Genomic DNA, 24527 nt, shown 5'->3' with positions numbered 1-24527 from the left:
CGCATCAAGACGCATCAGGAGAATTCATGGATATCGAGGTACTGCGCCGGGCGCCCCTCTTCGCATCATTGGGAGACGACGTCTTCGCCGCACTCACCGACGAGTTGATCGAAGTGGACCTCCCCCGCGGCTCGTCGGTGTTCCGTGAGGGTGACCAGGGCGACCAGCTGTACTTCATCGTCTCCGGCAAGATCAAGCTCGGCCGCACCGCCCAGGACGGCCGCGAGAACCTCCTCGCGATCCTCGGCCCCGGCGAGTTGTTCGGCGAGATGGCCCTGTTCGACCCGAGCCCGCGCACCGCGACCGCCACCGCGGTGTCGGAGACGCGCCTGGCCGGTCTCAAGAACGAGAACCTCCGCACGCTGCTCGAAACCCGCCCCGAGGTCTCGGCCCAGCTGCTGCAGGCCCTCGCCCGGCGGTTGCGCCGCACCAACGAGTCGCTCGCCGACCTCGTGTTCTCCGACGTTCCCGGCCGCGTAGCAAAGGCCCTGCTCGACCTCGCGGACCGCTTCGGCCGCCCCGCGACCGACGGGATCCTCGTCGCCCATGAGCTCACCCAGGAGGAACTGGCCCAGCTCGTCGGCGCATCCCGCGAGACGGTCAACAAGGCCCTTGCCGAGTTCGTGCAGCGCGGCTGGCTCCGTCTGGAGGCCCGCGCCGTCGTCATCCTCGACATCCAGCGGCTGCGCCAGCGCAGCCGCTGATTCCAAAGGACGAGGAAAGGCACCTGCCCGAGGGCAGGTGCCTTTCTCCGTTGTGCACCTTCTTCGTTGTGCAGGGGCGGCGTTGTTGTGCAGGGCCTCACGCCGGGTCCAGGGAGGCCTGAGAAGACAGAAGTGACCGCCGCGAGCCGCGAAGAGCGGTCTTTTCTGCCGTCTCGACGGGACGGGCACGGCCTGTCAGCGGCCCCGTTGGACCGAGCCGCCCTCGCTGAGCTTCGGACACTCGACCTGCAGCACGAGGTCGCCGTCGTGCTCGGAGAGCTGCGGGTGGTAGATCTTCACGGGGCGCTTGTGCGAGAGGTAGGCGATGCAGCCGCGCGAGGAACCGATCTTCTCGAGGATGATCTCGACCGCCGGGACGGCGAGCTCGCTGAGCGTGCGGCCCACGGTGTTCGCCTGGCCCACTTCGTCGCCGAGCCTGGTGGTGTCCCGGTTCGCGATCTCCTGCGCAGCCCAGCGCCACTCACCCCAGACGCCCTTGCTCTCGAGGATGCTGGGCTCCTGGTTCACGGGCTGCGCCGCCGCGAAATAGTGCGTGTCGAAGCGGCGGTGGGCGAAATCGGGGGTGAGCCAGTGCGAGAGCGGCTTGATGAGGTCCGTGCGGACGCCCAGGCCGCGGCGGGCGAGGATCTCCGAGAAGCGGCTCTCACCCTCGTTGATGGCCTCCCGGGCCTTCATCCACTCCTTGGCCTGGGTGCCCTCCACCATCGACGAGGCGTCGGGACCGGCGAGGAGCACGCCGGTCTCCTCGAACAGCTCGCGGATGGCGCAAAGCACGTGCCGCCGGGCCACCCGGTGGTCCTCGACGCCGAGGCTCTTCGCCCACATCGACGGCGTCGGCCCGAACCACGGGAGGTCGTCGTCGTCGGACTCCTCGATGCTCCCGCCCGGGAACCCGATGACGCCGAGCGGCGACTGACCCCGACGGTAGGAGAGATACGTCTCCGTGCCGATCGCGGTGTCACGCAGGAGGACCACCGACGACGCCGACCGGGCCTTCAGGGGCGTGCGCTCCCCGTGTTCGATCCAGCTCTCCGCTGCCGTGCGCTGGTCGGGGTGCACGGGGAAGAGCCTGGTGCTGACGCGGTCCACGGCCTAGACGAACTCCGCGAGGAGTTCGACCTCCACGGGTGAGTCGAGGGGAAGGACGGCGACACCGACGGCGGAGCGGGCATGGATCCCGGCATCGCCGAGGACGGCTCCGAGCAGGTCGGATGCGCCGTTGATGACCGCGGGCTGCCCGGTGAATGAGGGGTCGGACGCCACGAAGCCCACGACCTTCACGATGCGCGTGATGCGGTCGAGGTCGCCGATCTGGCTCTTGATCGCCGCCAGCGCGTTGACCGCGCAGGTAGCGGCGAGGGAGGCTGCCGTCCCGGCATCGACACCGCCGTCGGCCGCACCGACCTTGCCCGAAGCTGGGAGTTTGCCATTAATGAACGGCAACTGGCCGGACGTGTACACGTAGCTGCCGGTGACGACCGCAGGGACGTAGGAGGCGACCGGCGGAGCCACCTCGGGGAGCGTGATCCCGAGGTCCGCGAGACGCGCCTCGACCGCCGAAACCGCTGTATTTCCAGCAGACACCGCTAGTTCTTCTCCCTCTTGAGGTACGCGACGAGGCCGTTTCCGTCCGGCCCGGGGACCACCTGCACGAGCTCCCATCCATCATCGCCCCACTGGTCGAGGATCTGCTTCGTCGCGTGGATGATGAGCGGAATCGTAGAGTACTCCCATTTCTTCATGAGGAAAGCCTAGCGCGTGCTTGTAAACTGGAATAATGGCTGCGCGCAAATCTCCCCTGTTCGACACGGCAACCACCTTCGGCAGGATCATGGCATTCCTCGGGATCAGTGGGCTCGCCGGCGTGCTCGCCGCGGGCCTGCTTGTACCGGTGGCTGCCGCCGCGGGGACGGGAGCTTCCGCCTCGATCCAGTTCTTCGAGGAACTCCCGGCTGAGCTGGAGCGCGAGGCGCTCGCCCAGCCCACCAAGATCGTGGCGACCGACGGATCACTGATCGCGACCCTCTACGAGGAGAACCGCCAGCCGGTGACGCTCGACCAGGTGTCGCCGACCATGCGCGACGCACTGATCTCCATCGAGGACTACCGCTACTACGAGCACGGCGGCGTGGACCTCGAGGGCATCCTCGGGGCGATCGCCAGCAACGTCTCGAACGGCACGCAGCGCGGCGCGTCGACCATCACGCAGCAGTTCGTCAACAACGTCCTGATCGACACCGCCCGCCAGAACGGCGGGACCCTCACGCTCAGTGGTGGCGGAAAGACCGTGGGCGACAAGCTCCGCGAGATGAAGCTCGCCATCGCCGTCGAGAAGGAGCTCAGCAAGGACGAGATCCTCGAGGGCTACCTCAACATCGTGCCGTTCAGCGGCACCACCTACGGCGTCCAGGCTGCCTCGAAGTACTTCTTCGACGTCGACGCCAAGGACCTCAACATCCAGCAGAGCGCACTGCTCGCCGGTCTGGTGAACGGTCCGAGCGCCTACAGCCCCGAGTCCAACCCGGAGGGAGCGCTGCAGCGCCGCAACATCGTCATCGACGCCATGCTGACCCGTGGCAAGATCACGCAGGAGCAGCACGACGCCGCCCTCGCCACGGATCTCGGACTGAATATCAGCCCGACCCTGAGCGGCTGCGTCGGCGCCGCGCAGGCCCCCTACTTCTGCGACTACGTCACGCACCTCATCATGAATGATCCCGCCTACGGCGAGACCGTGGAGGACCGCGAGAAGGTCCTGTTCCGCTCGGGCCTGACGATCAAGACCACGCTCGACTCCCGGGTGCAGGCCGCGGCGCAGACCGCCGTCACCGAGACGGCCAACCCGGACACCACGGACGGCAAGGTGGGTCACACGATGATCAGCCTCGACCCGAAGACCGGCAACATCCTGTCCATGGCGCAGAACACCCGGTACAACCCAGAAGCGGGCCAGGGCAACACCGTGCTGAACTTCAACGTCGACCAGTTCGACGGCGGGGATCCGTCGAAGAGCCTCGGCGGCGGCGGCGGGTTCCAGCCGGGCTCGACCTACAAGCCGTTCACCGTGGCGGCGTGGGTCGAGGACGGGAGGAGCCTGAACCAGGTCCTCGACGGCACCAAGAAGACCTACCGCCAGTTCGACGAGTGGAAGGCGAGCTGCGCGCAGGGCGGGAAGTTCCTGATCCAGGAAGAGGACGGCTACACGCCGCAGAACTACGGGGACATCAACTACCGCTTCACGACCGTCCTCGACGGACTCGCACAGTCGCTGAACACCATGACGATGGCCAGCGCCCGGCAGCTCGACCTCTGCAGGATCCGCGACATCGCCTACGACCTCGGCGTCCACCAGGCCAAGAGCGCCGAGGGCGAGGAAGCGAAGTTCGGTTTCCAGCCATCTGCCCTGATCGGCGGCGGCGGCGAGGCCGCACCCATGTCGATGGCCAAGGCGTACTCCGGCTTCGCCAATGAGGGTGTCGTCTGCGACCCCCGTGCACTCACCGAGGTGACCGCCGTCGACGGGACGAGCTACCCCGTCCCCGCCGTGTCCTGCGAGCGGAAGATCTCCCAGGACGTAGCGCGCGGCGTCAATTACGCCACGCAGCGCGTCATGACGAACGGCTCCGGGCAGCTCCTCGAGTACGGTGACATCCCGATGGCGGGCAAGACCGGCACCAACGATGCACGCTCGCAGACCTGGTTCATGGGCTACAACTCCGGCATGGTCACCGCCAGCTGGGTCGGGAACTGGCAGGGTGAAGGCGAGGCCAGCTCGCTCGGCGGCCTGCAGATCGGCGGGCAGGTCTACCCCGAGATCGACGGCTCACTCATCGCGGGACCGTCCTGGGCGCGCTTCATGCAGCAGATCCCCGGCCTGTACGTGGGAGCGCCGTTCGCGAACCCTCCGGCCAGCATGATCAACGGCCCCCAGCGCCCGATCCCCGGCACGTCCCGCACGGCGGTTCCTGCCACACCGGGCACCGACAACGGCGGGACTGGCACGGGCGACTCCACCGGTGGTACCACTGGGGGATAGGCGGACGACGACGGAGGAAGCAGCTAGCGTGAAATCGACTCAGACAACCCGGAGCGGGGCACCGCTCGGCTGGGCGGCAGGGCTCACCCTGACCACCGCAGCCGCAACCCTCGCCTACGCCTCGGCGGTCGAGCGCACGCTGTACCAGCTGCGGGAGGAGACGGTTCCGATCCTCCCGCAGGGCGCCGCTCCCCTGCGGGTCCTCCACCTGTCGGACATCCACATGGTTCCCGGACAGAAGTCAAAGGCTGACTGGCTCTCCAGCCTGGCGAGCCTGAAGCCCGACCTGGTGGTCAACACGGGCGACAACCTCAGCTCCAAGAAAGCCGTCGGTCCGCTGCTCGAGGCACTCGAGCCGCTGCTGAGGATTCCGGGTGTCTTCGTGCCGGGATCGAACGACTACTACGCTCCGGTGTTCAAGAATCCGCTGCGGTACTTCGCAGGGCCGTCGATCACCCCGAAGGGCCCCCAGGACCTGCCCTGGGCGGACCTGTTCAGCGCCTTCGGCGCCGCCGGCTGGGTCGACCTGACCAACAGGGCACAGTCCATCGGCTTCCGGAACATGCGCATCGACTTCACGGGAGTCGATGATCCGCACCTCGGCCGCGACCGGTACGCTCCCTACCCTCCCGGGAGCAGCACCTCGGCCGACGCTCCGCACATCCGGATCGCCGTCGCGCACGCACCCTACCAGCGCGTCCTCGACTACTTCACCGACGGCGGAGCGGACCTGATGCTCGCCGGCCACACGCACGGCGGCCAGGTGTGCATCCCGGGCTACGGAGCGCTCGTCAGCAACTGCGACCTGCCGACCTGGCGTGCCCGCGGATTGACCCAGTGGGACTCCAACGGCCGCACCGTACCGCTCAACGTCTCCGCCGGCATCGGAACCTCGCGTTTCGCGCCGGTCCGGTTCGCCTGCCGGCCGGAAGCAGTGCTCCTGACGCTCACTCCCCGGAGTTCCCGCTAGCCAGCATCTCCCTGCGGGTTCACGGACCGCGATCGGTGGAACAGCTGCCCTGCCCTAGCATGGTTGCTAGGGGACACCAACGACCATCGATCACCGAAGAGTTGGCATGACGAACCAGAACACACTGTGGCAATCGCTCGGACGGCTGTACCCGCATGTCCGGCCGATCATCCCGCGCCTGCTTCTCGGACTGCTCTGCGCCCTCGGAGCGAGTGTCATGGCTCTCGCCATCCCCCAGGTGCTGCGTGTCCTGATCAATGACGCCCTGGCGGAGGGAGGATCCGCACGCACCGTGTGGATCGCGTCCGGCGTCGTCCTCCTGCTGGGAGTCCTCGAGGCGACCTTCGTCGCGCTGCGGCGGCAATTCGTCATCACGCCGGCCACAGCGGTGGAGACGAGCATGCGCACCTCCTTCTACCGGCACCTGCAGGATCTGACGATCGAGTTCCACGACCGCTGGGGTAGCGGCCAGCTCCTCTCCCGCGCCATGAGCGACCTGAACCTGATGCGCCGCTGGATGGCGTTCGGGCTCATCATGCTGGTGGTCACCTCCCTGACCGTGGTCATGGGCGTGACCGTCATGTTCCTGACCAGCTGGGTGCTCGCCCTGATCTTCCTCGCGGCCGCAGTGCCCCTCATGGTCTACGGCTACCGCTTCCGCAGGTCCTACAGCCGGGTCTCCCGGAAGAGCCAGGACCAGGCCGGCGACCTCGCCACCACGGTCGAGGAATCGGTCCATGGCATCCGGGTCCTGAAGGCCTTCGGGCGCAGCCGCGAGGCACTGGAGGACTTCGAGGAGCAGGCGGAGGAACTGCGCCGCACCGAGATCTTCAAGGCGAAGTCGCTCGCCAATTTCTCGATGACCGTCACTCTGCTGCCCGAACTCGCGCTGGCCGCGTCCCTCGTCGTCGGCGTCATGCTGGCCGCGGACGGGACCGTGTCCATCGGGGCGCTCGTCGCCTTCTTCGCAACCGCCGCAGCCGTTGCGGGGCCGGTCGAATTCATCGGCCCGCTGCTCGCCATGACCTTCACGGCGAAGACGGCCATCGACCGCCACTACGAGGTCATGGACTCCGAGAACACGATCACGGATCCCGTCGAGCCCGCCCACCTCGCCGAACCCCGCGGGGACGTCCTGTTCGAGTCCGTCCACTTCCGCTATCCCGATGCGCAGGACGACGCCGGCGACGTCCTCGACGGCATCGACCTGCACCTGCGGGCCGGCGAGACCATGGCCCTGGTCGGAGTCACGGGATGCGGTAAGAGCACGCTCCTCCAGCTCGTCCCGCGGCTGTACGACGTCACCGGTGGAAGCATCATGATCGACGGCGTGGATCTGCGGGAGTTCAGCCTCCAGGAGCTGCGGACGCTCGTGGCGGTCGCCTTCGAGGACACGACCCTCTTCTCGAGCTCCGTGCGGGACAACGTCCTGATGGGTTCGGATGCGACCGGCCCGGAGGCCGAGAGGGTCCTCGCCGAGGCGCTGGAGGTGGCGCAGGCACAGTTCGCCTTCGCCCTGCCGGAGGGGCTCGACACCCTCATCGGCGAGGAGGGCCTGAGCCTGTCCGGCGGCCAGCGCCAGCGGATCGCGCTGGCGCGGGCCATCGCCGCGCACCCCACGGTGCTCGTACTCGACGACCCGCTCTCGGCGCTCGACGTCGCGACCGAGGAACGCGTCGAGGAGGGGCTGCGCGCGGTCCTGAGGTCGACGACAACGCTGATCGTGGCGCATCGGCCATCCACCGTCGCCCTGGCCGACCGCGTGGCGCTCCTGCAGGACGGGCGCATCGCCGACGTCGGCTCGCACTCCGAGCTGCTGGCCCGCAACGACCACTACCGCTACGTCATCGCCAGCCTCGATGACGAGGAGATCGCGCAGCTGGGACGCGCGGCCCGGCCGGAGCACGACGACGAGGAGGCCCTCGCATGAGCCGCACAGCAGCACCCGGTGGCGTCCCCAGGGACAACGGGGACCCACGGGGAGCGACCTCCTCCGGCGTCCTCAACGAGGACGACGTCCTGCTCGATCGGGCGCAGAGCAAATCCGTGCGCTCGAGGTCCTTCCGGCTGCTGGGCTCGCTCATCCGGCCGAACCGCAGGCAGTTCCTGTGGACCATCCTCCTGGTCGTCATCTCCCAGGCAGCCCGCGTGGCAGGGCCGGCCGTCATCGCTTTCGGTATCGACCACGCCCTGCCCGCCCTGATCGCGGGCGATCCGTTCCTCCTGTGGGCGGCCGGCGGCACCTACCTCCTGGCGGCGGTACTCGCCTCGGTCCTGACCGCGGGCTACGTGCGTGCGACGGCCCAGCTCAGTCAGGCCATGCTGCTGGACCTCCGGGTACGGGTCTTCCGCCACACACAGCGGCTGAGCCTCGAGTTCCACGAGAAATACACGTCCGGGCGCATCATCTCCCGGCAGACCTCGGACCTCGATGCGCTGCGGGAGCTGCTCGATTCCGGTGTCAGCTCCCTCGCCTCGGGCGTCATCTTCATGCTCTTCACCGCCGTGACGATCTTCGCTCTCGACTGGCGGACGGGCTTCCTGATCCTGGCGGCGGCGATCCCCATGTTCTTCCTGGCCCGCTGGTACCAGAAGCACTCGCAGATCGCCTACCGCGAATCCCGCGTGGTGTCGGCCAAGCTGATCGTCCACTTCATCGAGACGATGACCGGCATCCGCGCCGTGAAGGCGTTCCGCCGGGAGGCGGTCAATGCACGCCGGTACGACGAACTGGCGGAGGACTACCGCAGGGTCACTATCCGCTCCATCAACCTCAACGGTGTCTTCCAGCCCGGGCTCGTACTGATCGGCAACGTCACCGTCGCCGTCGTGCTGGTGTTCGGCGGGTTCCGGGTGCTCGGCGGAACCCTCGAGGTCGGCGCGCTCCTCGCCCTGCTTCTCTACAGCAAGCGCTTCTTCCAGCCCGTGGACCAGATGGCCATGTTCTACAACTCGTTCCAGTCCGCCTCCGCGGCCCTGGAGAAGGTCTCCGGGCTGCTGGAGGAGGTGCCCACCGTCCGGCCGCCGAAGAACCCCGTGCCCCTGCCCCAGCCACGCGGAACCATCGAGTTCTCCGACGTCGGTTTCCGTTACGGGGACGGGCCGGTGGTGCTGCCCACCCTGAACCTGTCCATCTCCGCCGGGCAGACCGTCGCCCTGGTGGGCCAGACGGGAGCCGGCAAGTCCACCATCGCCAAGCTGATCGCCCGCTTCTACGACGTGTCGGAGGGCGTCCTGACGCTCGACGGCGTGGACCTCCGGGACCTCGCGCCGGCGGACCTGCGGCGCGCCGTCGTGATGGTCACGCAGGAGGCGTTCCTCTTCAGCGGATCCGTGGCGGACAACATCGCCCTGGGCAGGCCCGAGGCCAGCCGGGAGGAGATCGTGGCGGCGGCCCGTGCCGTGGGCGCGGAGAGTTTCATCCTCGAGCTTCCCGAGGGCTTCGACACGGACGTCAACAAGCGCGGCGGTCGCGTGTCCGCGGGGCAGCGGCAGCTCATCAGCTTCGCCCGGGCATTCCTCGCCGACCCGGCCGTCCTCATCCTCGACGAGGCGACCTCGTCGCTCGACATCCCGAGCGAGCGGCTGGTACAGGAGGGCCTGCAGAAGCTCCTCGGCAACCGGACGGCGCTGATCATCGCGCACCGCCTCTCCACGGTGGCCATTGCCGACCGCGTCCTCGTGGTGCACGACGGCCAGGTGGTGGAGGATGGAACGCCGGCGGAGCTGATCGGCGGAACGGGCCGTTTCGCCACCCTGCACGCGGCGTGGAAGGACTCGCTCGTCTGATTCGGCGTGCGCTCGGCGGGTCCGGTTTTCCTCGCCGCTCATCCTCGGCTATTCTTGGACAGTTGCTGTTCGGGAGGTTCACTCCTTCCGGGGCGACAACGGGGTGTGGCGCAGCTTGGTAGCGCGCGTCGTTCGGGACGACGAGGCCGCAGGTTCAAATCCTGTCACCCCGACCAGAGAAGGCCCGCCGGCAGACGCCGGCGGGCCTTCGTCTTGCCCTGATCAGCGGGCGGAGACCGTCACCACTTCGTAGCCCTCGGGATCGGGAACGCCGAACTTCGCGTTGGCGAGCGCCAGGGTGTTGCCGAAGAGGGCCACCGTGGTGGGGACGTTGAACGCATCGCTCCCGATGACGTCCTCGACCTCACCCGTGGAGAGATCCTTCGAGAGGTCGATCCGGCTGACCACGTTGCACCTGTTCTGGACGGCGTAGAGGGTGTCGCCCTTGGCGAGGATGCCGTCGACGTTCGGCAGTGCGTCCGTCTCGATGAGCGCGCTGGCTCCGGTCGCCGGGTCCACCGTGTAGAGGGCCTCGTTGGTCGAGTGCGCCACGATCAGCGTCCTGCCGCGGTCGACGGACGTGATGCCGTTGAGGTTGAAATCACCCGTCAACTGTGCCGCCGGGCCGGACAACGCGATCGTGCGCGGTTCGCCGAGCGCTCCCTTGCGTCCCACCGGGATGAAGTACAGCTCGGCGCGCTGCGAGTTGGTGAAGTACGCGCCGTCCCGCGTGAGTGTGACGTCGTTGATGAACGCGTCACCGGTGGTGAGCTGGATGTCCGCCACCGGAGCACCGGTGCGGGTGTCGTAGACGTAGGCGTGGCCCGTGGCGCCGCCCGTAGCGTCGACCGTGGCGCCGCCCGCGACGAACAGCAGGTCGTTGCGGACGTCCGCCTTCAGGCCGACGGCCGCCCGGCCCTCGGGGGCGTCGATGAAGACTTCGGCCGTGCCGCGGCGGATATCCCCGCGGTAGATGTCGCCGTCGCCGAGATCACCGGCATAGAACGTGTTGCCCCTGCCCGCGGCGATGCCCTCCGCACCCGACGCGCCGGGGAGCTGGATGACCGCTCCCTGCTTCTGCGAGTCGTCGGAGGTTTTTTGGTGGGACACTTCCGGGCAGGCCGACGGCGGGGCCGCGACCGCGCCGGTCGCAGGCAGCAGGAGCACTGTCATTGTGACGGCTGCGAGGGTGGCGGCGGCCCGGCGGGTGCCCGGGCGGGGGGCGGCAGGCGTGGTCTGATGGATGGTATTCACTGTGCTCCTCGATGGTTCGGCGCGAACGGCCCTAACCGAAGGTTCCGCACTGCGCTGTGTCGAAATAGGCGTTGGATCTCGCCGGTGAACAGACGATCATCGTGAACTGCGGCCGGGAAGGCCGCCGGACCTGCCGGGAAGGGCAGGACCGAAGCATAACGCCTTGATCACGCAGATGGTCCCCGTGCCCGGCAGATGGACCGCGTGGAGCCGATCGTGGGTAGCCGACCGCCGCTCGTGGTAGGCGCGGGACGGCGTGCCGGAGGTCGACACGCCATGAGACCGGGAGTCCTGCCGCAGGACGCGGGAACGACGACGGGTAGGGGCCATCCCGAGCGGGAGGACCTCCGGGCACCGGAGATGTTCGTGGACCGGTGCCTCAGGTGAAGGTGCGCCCGGTCAGCCGCTCGTACGCCTCGATGTAGCGGGCACGCGTGCGCTCGATGACGTCGTGCGGCAGGGCCGGCGGTTCGGAGTGCCGATCCCAGCCCGAGGCGTCGGACGTGAGCCAGTCGCGCACGAACTGCTTGTCGAAGGAGGGCTGCGCCTGTCCGGGTGCGTAGAGGGCGGCGTCCCAGAACCGCGAGGAGTCGGGTGTCAGCACCTCGTCGCCGAGCGTGATGCGGCCGGTGAGGGGGTCGAGGCCGAACTCCACCTTGGTGTCCGCGAGGATGATGCCGCGCTCCCGGGCGATGGCCTCGGCCCTCGAGTAGATGTCGAGCGTGAGCGAACGCAGCTGCGCTGCGGCATCGTCGCCCACGGTCATGACGACGGCGTCATAGGTGATGTTCTCGTCGTGCTCGCCCACCTCGGCCTTGGCCGACGGCGTGAACAGGGCCGGCTGGAGGCGCGAACCGTCCACCAGCCCGGCGGGCAGCGGCAGGGAGCACACCGTCTGCGACTCCCGGTACTCGACCAGCCCGCTCCCGGTGAGGTAGCCGCGGGCGATGCACTCGATCGGGTACATGACGAGATTCCGGCAGATCATGGCCCGGCCCTCGACGGCAGCGGGTACCCCGCCGGCCACGTCGGCGGCGATCACGTGGTTGGGGATGCCGGTGAGCCGCTCGAACCACCAGAGGCTGAGCTGGGTCAGCACGCGCCCCTTGTCGGGGATCTCCGTGGCCAGGACGTGGTCGTACGCGCTGATGCGGTCGCTCGCGACGACGAGGACGACGTCGTCGCGCCCGTCCTCCGGTTCGTACAGGTCGCGGACCTTGCCGGAGTAGACGTGCCGCCAGCCGGGCAGTTCGGGGTGGGCGGGGGCGAAGGTGCTCATGCCGGAGCCGCCGCCGGCCCGGTGACCGTGACTTCCGAGCGGGAGGCCTTGAGCGCGATGTCCGTCCGGTACTGGCCGCCCTCGAGCTCGATCAGCTCCAGGCTCCCGTAGGCGGTGGACCGCGCGTCCTCGAGGGAGTCCCCCAGGCCGACGACGGCAAGCACGCGGCCGCCGGCGCTGACCACCTTGCCGTCGCGGAGCGCCGTGCCGGCATGCAGCACGTGCGCGCCGTCGACCTTCGCGGCCTTCTTGAGCCCGCGGATGCGGCGCCCGGTCGCGGGAGCATCGGGGTAGTTCTCCGATGCGAGCACGACGGCGACAGCCGTCTTCGGCGACCAGTTGAGCTGGTCCACCTGGTCGAGGGTGCCCTTCGCGGCAGCGAGCAGCACTCCCCCGAGCGGTGTCGTCAGTCGGGCGAGCACCGCCTGGGTCTCGGGGTCACCGAACCGTGCGTTGAATTCGATCACCCGCATGCCCCGCGAGGTGAGGGCGAGGCCGATGTAGAGGACACCGGCGAAGGGTGTGCCGCGGAGGGCCATCTCGTCGATCACGGGCTGCGCGACACGGGCGATGACCTCGTCGACGAGACCTGCGGGAACCCATTCCAGTGGTGAGTAGGCGCCCATGCCCCCGGTGTTGGGGCCCTGGTCGCCGTCGGAGATGCGCTTGAAGTCCTGGGCCGGCGCGAGCGGGACCACGGTGCTGCCGTCGGAGAGGACGAACAGCGAGACCTCGGGTCCGTCGAGGTATTCCTCGATGACCACGCTGCCGCCTGCCTCGAAGCACGCCGATGCATGCGCACGCGCCGCCTCGAGGTCGTCGGTGACGACGACGCCCTTGCCGGCGGCCAGCCCGTCGTCCTTCACGACATAGGGGGCGCCGAAGGTGCACAGCGCCTCGTTCGCTTCCTCGTCCGTCGCGGCCACTCGGGCCATCGCGGTGGGTACGCCGGCAGCGGCCATGACCTGCTTCGCGAACGCCTTGGACGCCTCGAGCTGGGCCGCGGCCTTCGTGGGACCGAAGACGGGGATGCCCGCCTCCAGCAGTGCATCGGCGACGCCGGCGGCGAGCGGGGCCTCGGGGCCGATGATCACGAGGTTGGAACCGAGCCGGCGGGCCAGTCCGGTCACGACGGCGGGGTCGTTGGCGTCGACGTCGTGGGTCGGGACGTCCTCGGCGATCCCGGCGTTGCCGGGGGCTGCGTGCACCTCCCGCACGTGCGGGTCGGCCAGCAAGGCCCGGACGATGGCATGTTCGCGGCCTCCGGGGCCCAGCACAAGAACCTTCACAGTAGGACAGCGTACTGGAGAGGGTTCCGGCGCACACAGCGCCCATCCCCTGTTACGCCGTCCGTGGCGGTGGTGACACATCCCCTGGCCGGCGGATGCCCTCCGGGCAGCGAATGGGAGGACCTCACCGCGGTGCTTGCACAGTCCTGACACGTCGGAGCATAGGCACCCGTCAGGAGGGCCGATTGCCTACGAAAACTGGTTCGCGCTTGTCCTGAAAAGCCTGGAATCCCTCGGCATAGTCGGACGTTGTGCACAGTCTTGCCTGCTCCGTGTTTTCCTCTGCCATGGACTCCCACAGTCCCAAGCGTTGGTCACGGATGTGAGCCACCAGCTCCTTGCTGGCGGTGAAGGCGCCGGTAGCACCCACTGCCACCTTGGCCACAATTGCGCGCGTGGTCTGCAAAAGCTCATCAGCTGGCATGGCGCGGCTGAACAGCCCCTTCGCCACGGCCTCCGTGCCGCTCATCAGCTCAGCGGTGTAAATCAGGTCCAACGTTCGGTGCATGCCCAGCCGCTCGGTGAAGTACCAGTGCCCACCGGAATCCAACGTGGCTCCCAGTTTGGCGAACGGCGAGCCGAACTTGGCGTTTTCCGCTACGTACACGACGTCCGTGGCCAACAGCAGCCCCAGTCCGACGCCCAGACAGGCACCCTGGGCGGCCGCGAAAGTAGGCGCCGGGAAAGCACTCATCTTCTTGAGCAGTGGCTGTACCAGTCCCCCCAGATAGGCAGCCGCATCGTCACTGTCCGGGCTGACACCTGAGATGTCCCGGCCCGCACAGAAAGCCCGTCCTTCTCCCCTCAGGAGCAGCGCTCTCACCTCACCGCGGGCTGCAGCGACGGCGGCGTCGTCGTAGGCCACGGAAAGATCCGACAGCGCATGCTCATCGAGTGAGTTCAGCTTGTGAGGCGCGCCCAGCACTACCTCGGCAACGCCGTTATTGATGGACAGCGAGATCATGGCGGTTCCTGTCAGAAATGTCGGTGAGACTCAGACGTCGAAATCGACGCTGACTTCCTTGCTGGTGGGATGCGACTGGCACGTGAGCACGTACCCTTTGTCCAGCTCATCCTGTTCGAGGGCGTAGTTCTCGTCCATAGTGACGCTGCCGGTGACCACCTTGGCACGGCAGGTACCGCATACTCCCCCGGCACACGCGAAGGGCACGTCGGGACGGACGCGCAGGGCCGCGTTGAGAAGGGACTCCCGGGCATGGATGGGGCTGGTGACATCCCCCTGCAGTCCGTCGAGCTTGAACGTGATCTTGTACGTCTCCTGCGCCTCGTCCACCACCACGGGTCGGCCGGCGTTGCCCTCCGGACGGTCGGGCTTGCCAGAACTGAACAGCTCGAAGCGGATGTTCTCCGGCTTGACGCCGCGTTCGGCGAGAGTGTCCCGGCACAGCTGCACCAGCTCGAACGGCCCGCAAAGGAACCATTCATCCACGTCGTCCGCGCGGATGGCCGTGCCGAGGAGCTGCTGCAGCTTCTCGGCGTCGATCCTTCCGCTCAGTAGCGGCGCAATCCGCTGCTCGCGGGAAAGGACATGATGGATTGCCAGCCGCTGCGGGTACTTGTCCTTGAGGTCCGCAAGCTCCTCGAGGAACATCACGTCCATAGCAGCCTTGTTGGCGTAGATGAGGTCGAACCGGGTTTTCGGATTCGCGGCCAGCAGCGTGCGGGCGATGGCGATCACGGGGGTGATCCCGGATCCGGCGGCGATGGCGACGAAACTCGCTTCTCCATTGGCGGCGACATCCCCCGCCAATTCCTCCGGATGATTCAGGGAGTTCATACGGTTCTGGTCCATGGCCGTGCCGTCTCGGCCGTACCTGGAGACGAATGCACCCATGGGACTCATGACGTCCAGGGTGTCCCCTGCTTTCAACTCGGCGTTCGCCCAGGTGGAGAAGAGCCCGCCGAGGTCCTTCTTCACGGCCACCCGGATCTCACTGCTGCCATCGGCAAAACTGCGCGGCTCCGCGCAGATCGAGTAGCTTCGGCGTACTTCGCGCGGTGTGCCGTTCTCGTCCGGCAGTTCAGTACGCAATGCCACGTACTGTCCGGGCAGGTAGTCGAAGTGACCGGCAAGTCCGGCAGGGACGTCGAAGGTGATCTCGATGGCGTCCTCGGTGAGTCGGCGCACGTCACGCACGGCGAGGGTGTGGAAGGACGGGCGACGACGGCCGGGGGCCTGCGCCGATTCGGCGGCAGTCTGGCGGACAGCAGGCATGAGGCTTCCTTACAGCACTTTGAAATAATCGAACGGTTCCTTGCAGACCTGGCACACGTAGAGCGCTTTGCAGGAGGTGGAACCGAAGCGGGTGAGTTCCCTGGTGTTGAGCGAGGAGCACTGGGGGCATTTGACGGCCAGACTCAGCCTGACAAGGCCGGAGTGTCCTCCGGCCGCCGCTCTTCCCGAGGGCGGGGCAATGCCGTATTCCTGCAACTTGGCCTTGCCCGTTTCGGTCATCCAATCCGTGGTCCACGCCGGAGCAAGGACGAGCTCCACCTCCGTCGAGGGGTAGCCCTCCTTGGCGAACGCTGTTTTCAGGTCGTCACGGATGGCATCCATGGCGGGGCAACCGGAGTACGTAGGCGTGATGGTGACGAGTACGTTCTGGTCCTCCGTCACTTCGACGCGGCGCAGGATGCCCAGATCCGCAATCGTGAGCACGGGGATCTCGGGATCACAGACCGTGGAGGCGATGGCCCACACCTTCTGGTGATCAGGGCTTCGCCCCACTGCGGTCGCATGGGTTCCGGCATCGGACGTACCGATGTCCCTGGGCATCACCAGCTCGCCCCAGGATGCTCGCGCGCCAGTACCTGCATTTCGGCGAGGATGTAGCCCAGGTGTTCGGAGTGTCGGCCGCGGCGACCGCCACCAGGTGCTGCGGGCACATTGGGCACCTCGAGCTGCGCTTCGGCGAGGATCTGCCCGGTGAGCTGGTCGAAGTCGTCGCGGACACTGGATGGCGCGACGGCGATACCTGACTGTGCCAGTCGGATGACCAACTCGTCGTCGTCGAAGATCTCATTCACGTACGGCCACATGAGCCGTAGGCCGTGAATCATTCGGCGTCGGGATTCATCGGTGCCGCCGGCCAGGCGCAGGATCCACTGGGCGCTGTGGTCCCGGTGGTAGTCCACTTCCTTCACAGCCTTCGCGGCAATCGCTGCCAGCGTCGAGTCGGTGGATTCGGTGAGGCGGCGGTAGAGCTCGTACTGGTAGTAGCTCACCAGGAATTGGCGGGCGATGGTCACAGCGAAGTCGCCGTTGGGCTGCTCGAAGAGATGGGCAGAACGGAACTCGTGCTCCCGACGGAAGTAGGCGAGGTCATCCTCGGACTTCCCCCATGCACCTCCGGCGTAACTCAGGAAGCTTCGGGCATGGCCCAACTGATCGAGGGCGATATTGCCAAGGGCGACGTCTTCCTCCAGTTCCGGGGCACGCGAAATCCAGTGACCGAGCCGCTGAGCCAGGATCAAGGCATCGTCGCCCAGGCGTAGCGCGTACTCGGCTACATCTCCGGTGGGCTTGCTCAGGCCGGTGCGGACCTCGAGAGCGATGTCCTCCGGGCGGAGGGCGTTGCCGGGCGTGATGCGGGTGGCGGAGGCATTCGAGTCTCCACCGGCTACACCGGTGGAGATATCGCCGTGGCCGGTGATGGAGTCGGGGCTGCTCACAGGTGCTTTACCCCTTCGCTCTTGGTGTAATACGTGGCGTGCCGGTAATCCTTGCCCTGCGGGGACTCGAAGAATGCCCCCTTGGAGCCGGGGTCGCTGGAGGTGATCGCCTCCGAAGGAACAACCCAGACAGACACGCCTTCATTGCGGCGGGTGTAGAGGTCCCGCGCATTGCGCAGGGCCATGGCTGCATCCGGGGCATGCAGCGAACCGGCGTGGACGTGGCTCAACCCTCGATTGGACCGGACGAAAACCTCCCACAGCCCCCAAGCGGTATGTTCTGCCGAACGACCTACCGGCTCGTTGCTCACCGTCGGGCTGCTTGCCTGATCCCTGGGCGTGGTGGACGCGGCCTGCGCCTGGGCGTCAGCCGCTTCCACGGTCGGAGGACCGGCGGGAACGTGCCGGGCCCCCCGGATCACGTCACTGGCGCCGCTGGCGGGAACGTCCGGATTGCCATGCGGGCTCATGCTGCCTGTTCCTTCTGCTTCGCGGCGTAAGCAGAAGCTGCTTCCCGCACCCACGCGCCGTCATCGTGTGCCTGCCTGCGGCGTTCCAGGCGCTGCGCGTTACAGGGGCCTCGGCCGGCGAGTACTTCCTGGAACTCGTTCCAGTCCAGTGGGCTGTGCTCCCACTTCTTGGCGTCCTCGTTGAAACGGATCTGGTCGTCCGGCAGTGTGAGGCCCAGGACCTTGACCTGCTCCACCATCATGCCTACGAAGCGGCTACGCAGCTCATCGTTGCTGAAGCGCTTGATGTTCCAGGCCATGGACTGCTTGGAGTTGGGTGAATCATCGTCCGGCGGGCCGAACATCATCAGGGACGGGGCGTACCAGCGGTCTACAGCGTCCTGGGCCATGGCCTTCTGCTCCGGCGTTCCGTTGGCGAGCTCCAGGAGGATCTCGAAACCCTGGCGCTGGTGGAACGATTCCTCCTTGCACACGCGCACCATCGCGCGACCGTAGGGACCATACGAGGCGCGGCAGAGCGGAACCTGGTTGCAGATAGCTGCACCGTCCACCAGCCAGCCGATGGCACCCATGTCCGCCCAGGTCAGCGCGGGGTAGTTGAAGATCGAGGAGTAGCGGGCCTTGCCGGCGATGAGATCGGCCATCATCTTGTCCCTGGTCTGCCCCAGGGTTTCCGCGGCCGAGTACAGGTACAGCCCGTGGCCGGCTTCGTCCTGAACTTTCGCCATGAGGATGGCCTTGCGCTTCAGGCTGGGGGCGCGGGAAATCCAGTTGGCCTCAGGCTGCATCCCAATGATTTCGGAGTGGGCGTGCTGGGAGATCTGGCGCAGCAACGTCTTCCGGTAGGCCTCCGGCATCCAGTCCCGCGGCTCGACGCGCGAGTCCTCGGCCATGACGCGGTCGAAGTCAGCCTGGGCTTCCGCTACCAGTTGAGCTGCGGACTCCAGTGCCTCCGGGGATAGCTCGGCGGGCACTGACTGCACGTTCTGCATTGCCATGGTTGCTCCTGGTCGAGGCCGACGAGTACAGAGATTGTTTACCGATCGTTCGTTCAGGATATGCATCAGTCACCGTGGCGTCAACGCTTCGGAAGGATTGCGCCAGTGGAGGTCGAGCCGCGAGGGAAGGCCGACAGGCCCTGCCCCCTTCAGCCCCTCCCCGTCGATAGCATCGAGTGCGGCGCTGGCCCCCGGGACGAGAGGATGCATATTGACGCGCCCAGTAACGCGTGGGATTCTTTGGTGAACGAACGGTCGGTAACTAACAGTGTGCGACGATCCACCTTGCGGTCGTGACAGGAGCTAACTCATGTCTTTCCTTCCCCAAGCCTTCCTGGTCGGCGGCAGGCGCACTCCCGTCGGGCGTTACGGTGGATCGCTGGCGAGCGTGCGCCCTGACGACCTGGCCGCCCTGGTGGTCAGGCAGGTGGTGACCGACGCCGGAATCGATCCGCACGACGTCGACGAAGTCATCCTGGGCAACGCCAACGGCGCCGGTGAGGAGAACCGCAACGTCGCGCGCATGGCGTGGCTGCTGGCCGGCTTCGGGGACACCGTGCCCGGCATCACCGTCAACAGGCTGTGTGCCTCCGGGTTGAGTGCGATCACGATGGCCTCCCACATGGTGAAAGCCGGAGCGGCGGATCTTGTCGTCGCCGGCGGCGTGGAGTCGATGTCTCGCGCCCCCTGGGTCATGGAGAAACCGACCACCGCCTATGCGAAGCCTGGAGAAGTCTTCGACACCTCCATCGGCTGGCGGTTCACGAATCCCGCCTTCAAGAAGATCGACAAGATGACGCTCTCGATGCCCGAGACCGCCGAGGAGGTTGCCCGGCTCGACGGCATCTCGCGGGAGGACGCCGACGCGTTCGCCGTGGCATCCCATGACAAGGCGATCGCGGCCATCAAGGCCGGCTCCTTCGACCGGGAGATCATTCCAGTGACGGTCAAGGGCCGGAAGGGAACCGAGACCGTCGTCGATACCGACGAGGGCCCGCGCCCTGGTACGACGATGGAGGCCCTGGCCGGGCTGCGCCCGGTTGTGACGCACGGTACCGTCGTCACTGCCGGGAACTCTTCCTCCCTCAACGACGGAGCCTCCGCGATCCTCGTCGCATCCGAAGCCGCCGTGGAGAAATACGGGCTGACCCCGCGGGCGCGGATCGTCGACGGCGCCTCCGCCGGCGTTCCACCGCACATCATGGGCCTCGGACCTGTTCCGGCCACGCAGAAGGTACTCGAACGCACGGGCTGGAGGGTCGCGGACCTCGGTGCCGTCGAGCTGAACGAGGCCTTCGCGACGCAGTCCCTCGCCAGCATTCGACGCCTGGGGCTGGACCCTTCCGTGGTCAACAGGTACGGCGGGGCCATCGCGCTGGGACACCCTCTGGGCTCGTCAGGTTCACGCCTGGTGGTCACACTGCTCGGACGGATGGAGCGTGAAGGAGCTGCGCGGGGGCTGGCGACCATGTGCGTGGGCGTCGGCCAGGGCACTGCCCTTCTCGTGGAAGGGCTCTGATGGACCAGCTGCTCTTCGAAGAGTTCACCGCCCTGCGGGTCGAGGAGCAGCAGGACCGCCTCCACGTCACCCTCGACCGCCCTGACGTCCGTAATGCCATCGACACCATCATGGTCGAGGAACTGCACACAGTGTGCGGCTACCTGGAGCGCGTCCCAAAAATTCTGATCATTTCCGGCACGAGGGTCGATGGCAAAGGCATCTTCGCCTCGGGGGCGGACATTTCCCAGCTGCGTGACCGACGTCGTGACGACGCCTTGACTGGGATCAATTCGCAGATCTTCGACCGGATCCACAAGCTACCTCTGCCCGTGATCGCCGCGATCGACGGCTTCGCTCTGGGTGGGGGCGCGGAACTTGCCTACGCAGCCGACTTCCGCATCGCCACTCACCAACTCAAGCTCGGGCAGCCCGAAACCGGGCTGGGGATCATTGCTGCCGCAGGTGGCTTGTGGCGGCTCAAGGAGCTCGTCGGCGAGCCCGTCGCGCTGGACATCCTGTTCGCGGGTCGGATCCTCGATGCCGAGGAAGCCCTCGCCCTGCATCTGGTCACCGAACTGCACGCCCCCGACGATCTGCCAGCAGCCGCCCACGCGTTGGCCGACCGCATCGCGAGGCAGGACCCACTCGCCGTGCGGATCTCCAAACGCGTCTTCGCCGCGCCCCGCTCGGCCCACCCGCACATCGATGAGCTCGCCCAGGCCGTGCTTTTCGAGTCCCAGGCGAAGTTCGACCGCATGCAGGCCTTTCTCGACCGGAAGAACCCGCCGCACCAGGAGCACGAATGAGCCACGCACAGACCATCCCGGCCGTCACGGGCGTCCTCGGCGGAGGCCGGATGGGAGGAGGCATCGCGCACGCCCTCCTCATCGCCGGATCGACGGTCACGGTGGTGGAACGCGACGACGAAGCGGCCACAATCGCCCGCGAACGGATCGAGCGCGACCTCGCCGCCTCCGTGGAACGCGGCACCGTCGACAGCACTTTCGAGGAGCTCGCGGGCCGGCTCACCGTCTCCCTCGACCATGCCGACTTCGCGCCGGCCGGACTCGTCGTCGAGGCCGTCCCCGAGTCCTGGGATCTGAAAGTCGCCGCGCTGCAGGAAGTGGAACGTCACCTCTCCCCGACCGCCTGGCTCGCCACGAACACCTCCTCCCTGTCCGTGGACGGATTGGCCGAGCAGTTGGCCCGACCCGAACGGTTCTGCGGTCTGCACTTCTTCAACCCGGTACCGGCGTCGAAGCTCGTCGAGGTCGTCATCTCCAAGCACACCGCGCCTGAACTCGAGAACCTCTCCGTGCGGTGGGTCCAGGACCTGGGGAAGACTCCGGTCGTGGTTCATGATGCCCCCGGCTTTGCCTCGTCGCGACTGGGCGTCGCCATCGCCGTCGAAGCTATCCGCATGGTGGAGGAAGGCGTCGCCTCACCAACCGACATCGACAACGCGATGGTGCTGGGTTACAGATTTCCGGTAGGACCTCTCGCCCTCACCGACATCGTCGGCCTCGATGTGCGACTGGGAATCGCGGAGTATCTGGCCTCCACCCTGGGCCCTCGGTTCGAACCCCCGCAGCTGATGCGGGACATGGTCGAACGAGGAGAGCTGGGCCGGAAAACCGGCAAGGGTTTCTTCACCTACGACGACTAGATCTACCTTCCCCCGACATCGCAGTGAAAGGACTTCCGTGGCAACGCAGACACAGACCATCCTCCCCAGTTACATCCAGGGCCAGTGGTGGACGCCGGAAAACCCGCAGAACGTTGCCGAGGTCATGGATGCCTCCACCGGTGAGACAGTGGCACGAGTCTCGACCGATGGTCTTGATATCTCCGCGGCCATCGAGTTCGGGCGCACGGTTGGCCAGACCTCCCTCGGCGAGTACACCATCCATGAACGGGCGCTCAAGCTCAAGGAAATCGCCCAGTACCTCACGGAGCACAAGCAGGCCCTTTACGACGTCTCCTATCTCACCGGAGGCACGCTGAAGGACCACTTCTTCGACGTGGACGGCGGAATCGGCACACTGTTCACCTTCTCCTCGAAGGGGCGCCGCGAACTTCCCAACGCCAACGTCATCGTGGACGGCACCGTCGAGCAACTGTCAAAGGACGGCTCGTTCCTCGGCGAACACCTGTACTCGCGGATGCCGGGCGTCGCCGTGCAGATCAATGCCTTCAACTTCCCTGTCTGGGGTTTCCTCGAAAAGTTCGCCCCGTCCTTCCTCGCGGGCATGCCAACCATCGTGAAGCCGGCGACTCCCACGGGTTACGTCACCGAGGCCTGCGTACGGCTGATGGTCGACTCCGGCATCCTGCCCGAAGGCTCGCTTCAGTTGATCTCCGGATCTGCCCGGGACCTGCTCGATCACCTGGACTACCGCGACCATGTCGCGTTCACCGGATCCGCCGGAACCGCGCAGACGCTACGGAACCACGACAAGGTGATCAACGGTGGAATCCGGTTCACCGCAGAGACGGACTCGCTGAACGCCGCCATCCTCGGTCCGGATGCCACGCCTGACACCCCGGAATTCGATGCTTTCGTCAAAGCCGTCTTCGTCGAGATCACCTCGAAGGCCGGCCAGAAATGCACCGCCATCCGTCGTGTCATCGTGCCGCAGGACCGGGTCGAGGACGTCGTCTCGGCTGTTGCGGAACGGGTGCAGCAGCGGGTGGTGATCGGCGACCCCCGCGCCGAGGGCGTTACGATGGGCGCCCTTGCGTCCAAGGAACAGCAATCCGAAGTGCGCAAGGCCGTTGAGCGACTGGTGGGAGCCGGGGGCACCGTCCGGCTCGGAGGCCCGGATGCCTCGACGGGTGATGCCGATGCCTCAGCAGGGGCTTTCTTCCCCGTCACCATCCTGTCCTTCGATGACCCGCTCACGCCGGAGGTGCATTTCGTCGAAGCATTCGGTCCCGTCACCAGCGTCATCGGTTACACCGACATCGAGGACGCCGTACGCTTGGCAGCCCTCGGTGGCGGCTCACTCGTAGCCACTGTCTGCACCAACGATGGTCCCACCGCTGCCCGCTTCGCCGCCGGCATCAGTGCCCACCATGGTCGCCTCCACTACCTGAACCGTCAGGATGCCAAGACCTCGACCGGTCACGGCTCCCCCATGCCGCACCTCATCCACGGCGGGCCAGGTCGTGCAGGCGGGGGCGAGGAACTCGGAGGCGTCCGCGGCGTCAAGCACTACATGCAACGCACCGCGATCCAGGGGCCGCCGGACATCCTCACGGCCATCACCGGGGTCTGGCACCGCGGCGCCGCGGCGGAGACCGTGACCCGCGAGAGTGTGGAGAACGGTACGGGTGTCCATCCCTTCCGGAAATCACTGGAGGATCTGCGCATCGGCGACCAGTTCGCGTCCGAGCTTCGCACTGTGACCCTCGAGGACATCGGCGACTTCGCCGGGAAGACCGGCGACACCTTCTATGCGCATACCGACGAGGAAGCTGCTACCGCCAACCCCTTCTTCCCCCGCAGGGTCGCGCACGGCTACCTTCTCGTCTCCTGGGCGGCAGGACTGTTCGTCGACCCCGCGCCGGGACCTGTCCTGGCCAACTACGGGCTGGAGAACCTGAGGTTCATAACGCCCGTTACCTACGACGACGCCATCCGGGTGACCTTGACGGCCAAGCAGATCACGCCCCGAGTAACGGATGAATACGGCGAGGTCTGCTGGGACGCAATCCTGCACAACCAGAATGATGAGATCGTGGCGACCTACGACGTGCTGACCCTGGTCGCGAAAACCTGGCCTCCCGCCTGATCAGCCCGCATGGCAGGGCCCCGGTCATCGAGCCGGGGCCCTTGCCATGCGGCCGCGCGGGTAGTCGAGCGTCCAGTTCTACGGAGCGCGCAACCCGGAGAAGGCGAGAGCGACGACGGTGTCAGCCAGCTCACCCGTGGACTTGCCGGCCTCGGGCTTGTACCAGTCGACGATCGAGTTGATCATGCCCAGCAGCAGGCGGGCGGCCGACCGGCTGCTGAGGTCGGTCCGCAGCGAGCCTTCCTGCTGTGCCCGTTCGATGAACCCCGCGACCTGACCGGTGATCGAACGCCGACGCTTGAGCGCCCGGAGTTCGACGTCCGAGTTGCCCCGCAGCCGCAGCAGGAGGGTCACGTAGGGCATTTGCTCGACGAGTACGAAGACGGTGCGCCGCACCACGTGCTCGAGTCGCTCCAGGTCCGACACGGCAGCGCTGTCCTCGGAGGCGATGACCTCCTCGAGCGCGTCGAGGGCTCGGTTCAGGGCTTGCTCGAGGATCTCCTCCTTCGACTCGACGTGGTGGTAGATGGCCGACTTGGAGATCCCGAGGTGCCCGGACAGGGTACCCATCGAGGTGGCGTCGTAGCCGTGAAGGTTGAAGACATCCACGCACACGCGCAGCAGCGTCTCGCGGTCGTAGCCCGGCCGGCCCCGACGCGGAGTGTCCGTCGGCGCGGCCGCCTGTGCGTTCGTCATGAGGACCTCTGTTCCGACGGGAAGGACGAAGCT

22 protein-coding genes and 1 tRNA gene are annotated in these 24527 nt (G+C 67.0%); 10 read left to right on the top strand and 13 right to left on the bottom strand.

Translation table 11 applies throughout. The features are described 5' to 3' along the window. Window positions 1–26 precede the first annotated feature (26 nt). Window positions 27–704 carry a Crp/Fnr family transcriptional regulator gene (locus P5G52_RS06350; protein WP_087028341.1) on the top strand — a complete coding sequence of 226 codons (678 nt, stop codon included), beginning with the start codon at window positions 27–29 and terminating at the stop codon, window positions 702–704. Between the two features lie 195 nt (window positions 705–899). On the opposite strand, the gene P5G52_RS06345 is transcribed toward P5G52_RS06350, so the two are convergent. Genes P5G52_RS06345 through sp36 form a run of 3 tightly spaced genes read right to left on the bottom strand, consistent with a single transcriptional unit; the run spans window position 900 to window position 2467 of the window. Next, window positions 900–1814 (bottom strand): NUDIX hydrolase, encoded by a 915-nt coding sequence (locus P5G52_RS06345; RefSeq protein ID WP_301225695.1) that lies wholly within the window; start codon window positions 1812–1814, stop codon window positions 900–902. Between the two features lie 3 nt (window positions 1815–1817). Continuing rightward, window positions 1818–2309 (bottom strand): RidA family protein, encoded by a 492-nt coding sequence (locus tag P5G52_RS06340; protein ID WP_301225693.1) that lies wholly within the window; start codon window positions 2307–2309, stop codon window positions 1818–1820. A gap of 2 nt (window positions 2310–2311) precedes the next feature. Beyond that, window positions 2312–2467: a Sp36 family protein gene (gene sp36 / locus P5G52_RS06335; protein WP_298253797.1), complete on the bottom strand. Its 156-nt coding sequence runs from the start codon at window positions 2465–2467 to the stop codon at window positions 2312–2314. A 35-nt stretch (window positions 2468–2502) separates the two neighbouring features. On the opposite strand from sp36, the gene P5G52_RS06330 reads away from it, so the two are divergent. From P5G52_RS06330 to P5G52_RS06310, 5 genes are all read left to right on the top strand, one after another. Further along, a complete protein-coding gene (locus P5G52_RS06330; RefSeq protein WP_301225691.1) occupies window positions 2503–4761 on the top strand; it encodes a transglycosylase domain-containing protein in 2259 nt (752 codons plus the stop codon). Between the two features lie 28 nt (window positions 4762–4789). Then, a complete protein-coding gene (locus P5G52_RS06325) occupies window positions 4790–5731 on the top strand; it encodes a metallophosphoesterase (RefSeq protein WP_435868647.1) in 942 nt (313 codons plus the stop codon). A 106-nt stretch (window positions 5732–5837) separates the two neighbouring features. Continuing rightward, window positions 5838–7661, top strand: a complete 1824-nt coding sequence (locus tag P5G52_RS06320; RefSeq protein WP_301225689.1) for an ABC transporter ATP-binding protein — start codon at window positions 5838–5840, stop codon at window positions 7659–7661. After that, on the top strand, window positions 7658–9520 hold the full coding sequence (locus tag P5G52_RS06315) for an ABC transporter ATP-binding protein (protein WP_301225687.1): 1863 nt from the start codon (window positions 7658–7660) through the stop codon (window positions 9518–9520). Before P5G52_RS06320 ends, P5G52_RS06315 begins: the two co-directional genes overlap by 4 nt. 99 nt (window positions 9521–9619) lie before the next feature. Beyond that, window positions 9620–9696: transfer RNA gene (locus P5G52_RS06310), tRNA-Pro, on the top strand. A gap of 46 nt (window positions 9697–9742) precedes the next feature. Here P5G52_RS06310 and P5G52_RS06305 read toward each other — a convergent pair. The 9 genes from P5G52_RS06305 to paaA all read right to left on the bottom strand — a co-directional run bounded on the left by P5G52_RS06305 (window position 9743) and on the right by paaA (window position 18503). Further along, entirely contained in the window at window positions 9743–10774 is a 1032-nt protein-coding gene (locus P5G52_RS06305; RefSeq protein WP_301225685.1) for an SMP-30/gluconolactonase/LRE family protein, read from the bottom strand. A gap of 379 nt (window positions 10775–11153) precedes the next feature. Further along, the gene (locus tag P5G52_RS06300; RefSeq protein ID WP_301225683.1) at window positions 11154–12053 is read right to left on the bottom strand and encodes a phosphoribosylaminoimidazolesuccinocarboxamide synthase; all 900 of its coding nucleotides are present in this window, start codon (window positions 12051–12053) and stop codon (window positions 11154–11156) included. Beyond that, on the bottom strand, window positions 12050–13342 hold the full coding sequence (purD, locus tag P5G52_RS06295) for a phosphoribosylamine--glycine ligase (protein ID WP_301225681.1): 1293 nt from the start codon (window positions 13340–13342) through the stop codon (window positions 12050–12052). Before purD ends, P5G52_RS06300 begins: the two co-directional genes overlap by 4 nt. Before the next feature lie 172 nt (window positions 13343–13514). Next, window positions 13515–14306 carry an enoyl-CoA hydratase/isomerase family protein gene (locus P5G52_RS06290; RefSeq protein WP_301225679.1) on the bottom strand — a complete coding sequence of 264 codons (792 nt, stop codon included), beginning with the start codon at window positions 14304–14306 and terminating at the stop codon, window positions 13515–13517. A 30-nt stretch (window positions 14307–14336) separates the two neighbouring features. After that, window positions 14337–15578: a 1,2-phenylacetyl-CoA epoxidase subunit PaaE gene (gene paaE / locus P5G52_RS06285; RefSeq protein ID WP_301225677.1), complete on the bottom strand. Its 1242-nt coding sequence runs from the start codon at window positions 15576–15578 to the stop codon at window positions 14337–14339. 9 nt (window positions 15579–15587) lie between these two features. Beyond that, window positions 15588–16139 carry a 1,2-phenylacetyl-CoA epoxidase subunit PaaD gene (paaD, locus tag P5G52_RS06280; RefSeq protein WP_301225675.1) on the bottom strand — a complete coding sequence of 184 codons (552 nt, stop codon included), beginning with the start codon at window positions 16137–16139 and terminating at the stop codon, window positions 15588–15590. Then, window positions 16139–17035: a 1,2-phenylacetyl-CoA epoxidase subunit PaaC gene (paaC, locus tag P5G52_RS06275; protein ID WP_301225673.1), complete on the bottom strand. Its 897-nt coding sequence runs from the start codon at window positions 17033–17035 to the stop codon at window positions 16139–16141. Before paaC ends, paaD begins: the two co-directional genes overlap by 1 nt. Continuing rightward, entirely contained in the window at window positions 17032–17505 is a 474-nt protein-coding gene (gene paaB, locus P5G52_RS06270; RefSeq protein WP_301225671.1) for a 1,2-phenylacetyl-CoA epoxidase subunit PaaB, read from the bottom strand. Before paaB ends, paaC begins: the two co-directional genes overlap by 4 nt. Then, window positions 17502–18503: a 1,2-phenylacetyl-CoA epoxidase subunit PaaA gene (gene paaA, locus P5G52_RS06265; protein WP_301225669.1), complete on the bottom strand. Its 1002-nt coding sequence runs from the start codon at window positions 18501–18503 to the stop codon at window positions 17502–17504. The genes paaB and paaA overlap by 4 nt, the downstream gene beginning before the upstream one ends. 310 nt (window positions 18504–18813) lie before the next feature. Here paaA and P5G52_RS06260 point away from each other — a divergent pair, with 310 nt between their 5' ends. From P5G52_RS06260 to paaZ, 4 genes are read left to right on the top strand one after another with little or no spacing between them, the layout of a single operon-like run. Then, complete coding sequence (locus P5G52_RS06260) at window positions 18814–20022, top strand: thiolase family protein (RefSeq protein ID WP_301225667.1); 1209 nt, start codon at window positions 18814–18816, stop codon at window positions 20020–20022. Next, window positions 20022–20810: an enoyl-CoA hydratase/isomerase family protein gene (locus P5G52_RS06255; protein WP_301225665.1), complete on the top strand. Its 789-nt coding sequence runs from the start codon at window positions 20022–20024 to the stop codon at window positions 20808–20810. The genes P5G52_RS06260 and P5G52_RS06255 overlap by 1 nt, the downstream gene beginning before the upstream one ends. Further along, a complete protein-coding gene (locus tag P5G52_RS06250; RefSeq protein ID WP_301225663.1) occupies window positions 20807–21670 on the top strand; it encodes a 3-hydroxyacyl-CoA dehydrogenase family protein in 864 nt (287 codons plus the stop codon). Before P5G52_RS06255 ends, P5G52_RS06250 begins: the two co-directional genes overlap by 4 nt. A 37-nt stretch (window positions 21671–21707) precedes the next feature. Further along, the gene (gene paaZ, locus P5G52_RS06245) at window positions 21708–23798 is read left to right on the top strand and encodes a phenylacetic acid degradation bifunctional protein PaaZ (protein WP_301225661.1); all 2091 of its coding nucleotides are present in this window, start codon (window positions 21708–21710) and stop codon (window positions 23796–23798) included. A 78-nt stretch (window positions 23799–23876) separates the two neighbouring features. On the opposite strand, the gene P5G52_RS06240 is transcribed toward paaZ, so the two are convergent. After that, window positions 23877–24494 (bottom strand): TetR/AcrR family transcriptional regulator, encoded by a 618-nt coding sequence (locus tag P5G52_RS06240; RefSeq protein WP_301225659.1) that lies wholly within the window; start codon window positions 24492–24494, stop codon window positions 23877–23879. Window positions 24495–24527: the final 33 nt, after the last annotated feature.

The organism is Arthrobacter burdickii, from assembly GCF_030433645.1.
Taxonomy (GTDB): Bacteria; Actinomycetota; Actinomycetes; order Actinomycetales; family Micrococcaceae; genus Arthrobacter_D; species Arthrobacter_D burdickii.
The sequence above is the reverse complement of the archived record's forward strand: the minus strand, read 5'-3'. Positions and strand labels throughout refer to the sequence as shown.

Excerpts from the sequence above, each read along its gene's own strand:
- P5G52_RS06240 (WP_301225659.1), bottom strand. The coding sequence starts at position 24,494 with ATGACGAACGCACAGGCGGCCGCGCCGACGGACACTCCGCGTCGGGGC.
- P5G52_RS06290 (WP_301225679.1), bottom strand. The coding sequence starts at position 14,306 with ATGATCTCGCTGTCCATCAATAACGGCGTTGCCGAGGTAGTGCTGGGC.
- paaD (WP_301225675.1), bottom strand. The coding sequence starts at position 16,139 with ATGCCCAGGGACATCGGTACGTCCGATGCCGGAACCCATGCGACCGCA.
- P5G52_RS06255 (WP_301225665.1), top strand. The coding sequence starts at position 20,022 with ATGGACCAGCTGCTCTTCGAAGAGTTCACCGCCCTGCGGGTCGAGGAG.
- paaE (WP_301225677.1), bottom strand. The coding sequence starts at position 15,578 with ATGCCTGCTGTCCGCCAGACTGCCGCCGAATCGGCGCAGGCCCCCGGC.
- paaA (WP_301225669.1), bottom strand. The coding sequence starts at position 18,503 with ATGGCAATGCAGAACGTGCAGTCAGTGCCCGCCGAGCTATCCCCGGAG.
- P5G52_RS06300 (WP_301225683.1), bottom strand. The coding sequence starts at position 12,053 with ATGAGCACCTTCGCCCCCGCCCACCCCGAACTGCCCGGCTGGCGGCAC.
- P5G52_RS06330 (WP_301225691.1), top strand. The coding sequence starts at position 2,503 with ATGGCTGCGCGCAAATCTCCCCTGTTCGACACGGCAACCACCTTCGGC.
- sp36 (WP_298253797.1), bottom strand. The coding sequence starts at position 2,467 with ATGAAGAAATGGGAGTACTCTACGATTCCGCTCATCATCCACGCGACG.
- P5G52_RS06315 (WP_301225687.1), top strand. The coding sequence starts at position 7,658 with ATGAGCCGCACAGCAGCACCCGGTGGCGTCCCCAGGGACAACGGGGAC.
- P5G52_RS06250 (WP_301225663.1), top strand. The coding sequence starts at position 20,807 with ATGAGCCACGCACAGACCATCCCGGCCGTCACGGGCGTCCTCGGCGGA.
- P5G52_RS06260 (WP_301225667.1), top strand. The coding sequence starts at position 18,814 with ATGTCTTTCCTTCCCCAAGCCTTCCTGGTCGGCGGCAGGCGCACTCCC.
- P5G52_RS06350 (WP_087028341.1), top strand. The coding sequence starts at position 27 with ATGGATATCGAGGTACTGCGCCGGGCGCCCCTCTTCGCATCATTGGGA.
- P5G52_RS06320 (WP_301225689.1), top strand. The coding sequence starts at position 5,838 with ATGACGAACCAGAACACACTGTGGCAATCGCTCGGACGGCTGTACCCG.
- paaB (WP_301225671.1), bottom strand. The coding sequence starts at position 17,505 with ATGAGCCCGCATGGCAATCCGGACGTTCCCGCCAGCGGCGCCAGTGAC.